4 protein-coding genes are annotated in these 3,521 nt (G+C 45.0%); 2 read left to right on the forward strand and 2 right to left on the reverse strand.

All coding sequences use genetic code 11. The features are described from left to right. Nucleotides 1-323: tRNA methyltransferase (locus K2Y18_09395; protein ID MBX9805948.1), on the forward strand; the 323-nt coding region annotated here is incomplete at its 5' end. Beyond that, nucleotides 320-1,165, forward strand: coding sequence for an oxygen-dependent coproporphyrinogen oxidase (gene hemF / locus K2Y18_09400; protein ID MBX9805949.1), 846 nt, complete (start codon nt 320-322; stop codon nt 1,163-1,165). The genes K2Y18_09395 and hemF, both read left to right, overlap by 4 nt. A gap of 80 nt (nt 1,166-1,245) precedes the next feature. Here the strand turns inward: hemF and mltG are convergent, their stop codons facing one another. Next, complete coding sequence (gene mltG, locus K2Y18_09405) at nt 1,246-2,229, reverse strand: endolytic transglycosylase MltG (GenBank protein ID MBX9805950.1); 984 nt, start codon at nt 2,227-2,229, stop codon at nt 1,246-1,248. Nucleotides 2,230-2,241: 12 nt separating this feature from the next. After that, nucleotides 2,242-3,492, reverse strand: coding sequence for a beta-ketoacyl-ACP synthase II (fabF, locus tag K2Y18_09410; protein ID MBX9805951.1), 1,251 nt, complete (start codon nt 3,490-3,492; stop codon nt 2,242-2,244). Nucleotides 3,493-3,521: the final 29 nt, after the last annotated feature.

Here is a 3,521-nt window from a genome sequence, read left to right on the forward strand (position 1 = left end):
GTATGGATTATATGGAAAGGGCCATGACAACGCGGTTTCCTTCTTGGAAAGCTTTTTGTGAGGAAAGGAAAGGGCTACGGCGTGTAGCTGTCAGTGCGAGTGCTTCTCAGAGCTGTTATGAATTTTCCTTTGAACCCTCCGATTTGCTGATCATGGGACAAGAAAGTTCTGGTTTTCCGCCAGAAATTATAAAAGACTGTCATGAAAGTGTAATTATCCCCATGGTTTCAGGTGTGCGTTCTTTAAATCTTGCTCTTGCGGCTGCTATTGTTTCAACTGAAGCCCTTCGTCAAACCCACCAACTTCCAGGAGGTTCCCTATGACAACTCAACAAAATCGTGCTTCTAGGTGGTTTTTAGACCTCCAATCTCAACTTATTGAGAGTTTAGAAACTCTGGAAAAGGAAGCCACCCTTTCTCAATATGAGAAACCTGCCAGCTCGTTTGTACGTAAGTCTTGGGAACGAGAGGGGGGCGGAGGCGGTACCATGGCCGTATTAGAAGGCCGTGTTTTTGAAAAAGCGGGCGTTAATTTCTCTGAAGTTTACGGAGAATTTTCCGAAGAGTTTAGGAAGCAAATTCCTGGCGCTGAAGAAGATCCCCGCTTTTGGGCCAGTGGCATTTCAGTTGTGATTCATCCGTGCAATCCTCATGTGCCTATAGTTCATATGAACACACGGATGATTCAAACCCAGAAGCTTTGGTTTGGTGGTGGAGCTGATTTAACCCCCTGTTTTCCCATTGATAAGGATACCCAAGATTTTCATGCAGCCTTTAAAAAGGTCTGCGATTCCTATGAAGCTACTTCTTATGAAAAGTTTAAAAAGTGGGCGGATGAATATTTTTATCTTCCTCATCGTCAGGAACCTCGGGGTGTGGGCGGCATTTTTTATGATTATGTGAACAGTGGTGATTGGGAGCATGATTTTGCTTTTACGCAAAATGTAGGAAAAACCTTTGCCGCCATTTACCCAGAAATTGTCCGAAGGCATATGAATACCCCTTGGACAGAGCTTGATAGAAAGGTTCAGCTTAAAAAGCGGGGCAGGTATGTGGAATTTAATCTTATTTATGACCGAGGAACCCACTTTGGCCTGAAGACGGGTGGAAATACGGAGGCCATTTTGATGTCTCTGCCGCCACTTGTTGAATGGCCGGCGGCTTGATGGTAAGATATTATTCAAAAAACTCATAGCCACATAATTTATCCGCCTGGTTAAAGTGCTAGCAAAAGCAATTCAGAGTGCTACTTTTTATCGCGAATCTTGCGCCAGTTGGCGTGATGTTTTTGATGCTCTCCAAGGGTTTCAGAGAAAGCATGACCACCCGATCCGTCAGCCACGAAGTAAAGGTAGGCAACACTAGCAGGGTGGGCAGCAGCCTTTAACGAAGAAAGGCTTGGATTTGCAATGGGGGTGGGAGGGAGACCTCGATATAGGTAAGTATTATAAGGACTTTCAAATTTCAAATCTCCACGAAATAGCGCGCGTCCTAATCCCTCGCGACCATTTGTTAAGGCATAAATTATCGTTGGATCAGCTTGAAGAGGCATTCCTTGTTTCAGGCGATTTAAAAAGACAGCCGCAACCAGAGGTTTCTCGGGTGTCTTTGAGGTTTCCTTTTCGATAATAGAGGCTAAAACTAAAAGTTCTTGAGGAGATCGAAGAGGATGATTATCGCAACGCTCTGCCCAAGCTGCTTCAAGGGCATGTTCCATGGCTTTTTTCATGCGATTCAGGATGATATAACATTCCGTTCCATGGGGAAAATGATAGGTCTCTGGCAAAAGAGTTCCCTCTTCAGGGGTTTCACAAGCTCCTTGAAAATGTACATTTGAAGAAATTTTTTCAACGAGCCGATGGCACGTTTCTCCCTCAATAAGGGTGACTCCGTGGAGAATAACTTCACCTGACTTTAAGATGTGAATGAGTTGGGCTGGGGTTATGGAGGGAGGGATGAGATACTCACCGGCTTTAAGCTTTTGAGCGGCTCCCGTTGTATAAACGACCGCTTTAAAGAGAAGAGGAGAGTTTAAGACTTCATACTGGTTAAGGGTTTTTGCAATTTGAGAAAGGGAGGCACCTTTTTCGATAAAGATGGTGGTTTTCTCATTTTTTTGAGGGTGTTGGATCCAATAGGCCGCATAACCTGCAATTATTGAGGGTAAAGCAATAAGTAGGGCTATAAAAACAAAAAGTTTGCGATGGAGAATTCGTTTCAACCAATTCATGCCCACCAAGGCTTAGATAGCTCCCATCACAAGAGAGGCATTGGTTCCACCAAATCCAAAGGAGTTGGACATAGCATAGCGAATCTTTTGTTCTTTTGCCTTATGAGGAATGAGATCAATGCCGTCAGTTCCTTCTGAAGGATTATCTAGATTGATCGTGGGTGGCAAAATACCGGAATTTAAGGCAAGGATTGAGAAAATAGCCTCAACACCACCAGCTGCACCTAGTAAGTGACCTATGGCTGATTTTGTAGAAGACATATTTGTATTATGGGTAAAGAGACGCTTAACTGCTCCTAATTCGATCATATCACCGATAGGAGTTGCCGTGCCGTGGGCATTGATGTACCCAATATCCTCTGGATTCAATTTAGCATGGCGAAGGGCCCCCTTCATGGCGCGAAAGCCACCGTTTCCATCTTCAGCAGGGGCTGTGATGTGGTGGGCATCGCCTGAAAGGCCATAACCTAAAACTTCAGCATAAATCTTGGCTCCGCGTTTTTTCGCGTGTTCATATTCTTCTAAAACAACGACGCCGGCTCCTTCTCCAATCACAAAACCATCTCGGTCACGATCCCAGGGACGGGATGCCCTTTCTGGCTCATCATTGAAATTGGTTGAGAGGGCTCTTAAGGCCGCAAACCCAGCAACGCCAATCTCACAGACTGCAGCTTCGGCGCCACCAGCAATCATGACATCTGCATCACCCCATTGAATCAAGCGAGCAGCGTCTCCAATAGCGTGAGCACCTGTGGAGCAAGCTGTAACGACAGCATGATTAGGACCTTTAAATCCATGGCGAATGGAAACTTGCCCAGAGACAAGGTTAATTAAACAAGAGGGAATAAAGAAGGGACTTATTTTCCGAGGCCCGCCTTCTTTTAAAAGGATAGAAGCGTCATAAATGCGAGGAAGACCCCCTACACCTGAACCAATCATAACGCCAGTCATTTCTCTTTGCTCTTCTGTTTCAGGAACCCATCCCGAATCAGTAAGCGCTTCCTCTGCTGCCGCAATGCCGTAGAGGATAAATGTATCGATTCTTCTCCGTTCACTGGGAGGCATATAATCCGTAGAATTAAATTGACCTTCCTCTGTTCCTAAGGGAACAAGGCCAGCAATTTTCGAAGGGTAAGCTTCTGTATCAAAGGTATCTATGCGTCGAACTCCTGATTCACCTTGAATAAGACGTCTCCAGGTGGTTTTAACACCGTTTCCTAGAGGGGTCACAAGACCCAAACCTGTTACAACAACTCGACGCATAGATTTATACCATTAATAATTTACTTAGA

The sequence above is a fragment of the Alphaproteobacteria bacterium genome (genome assembly GCA_019746225.1).
Lineage (GTDB): Bacteria > Pseudomonadota > Alphaproteobacteria > Paracaedibacterales > VGCI01 > VGCI01.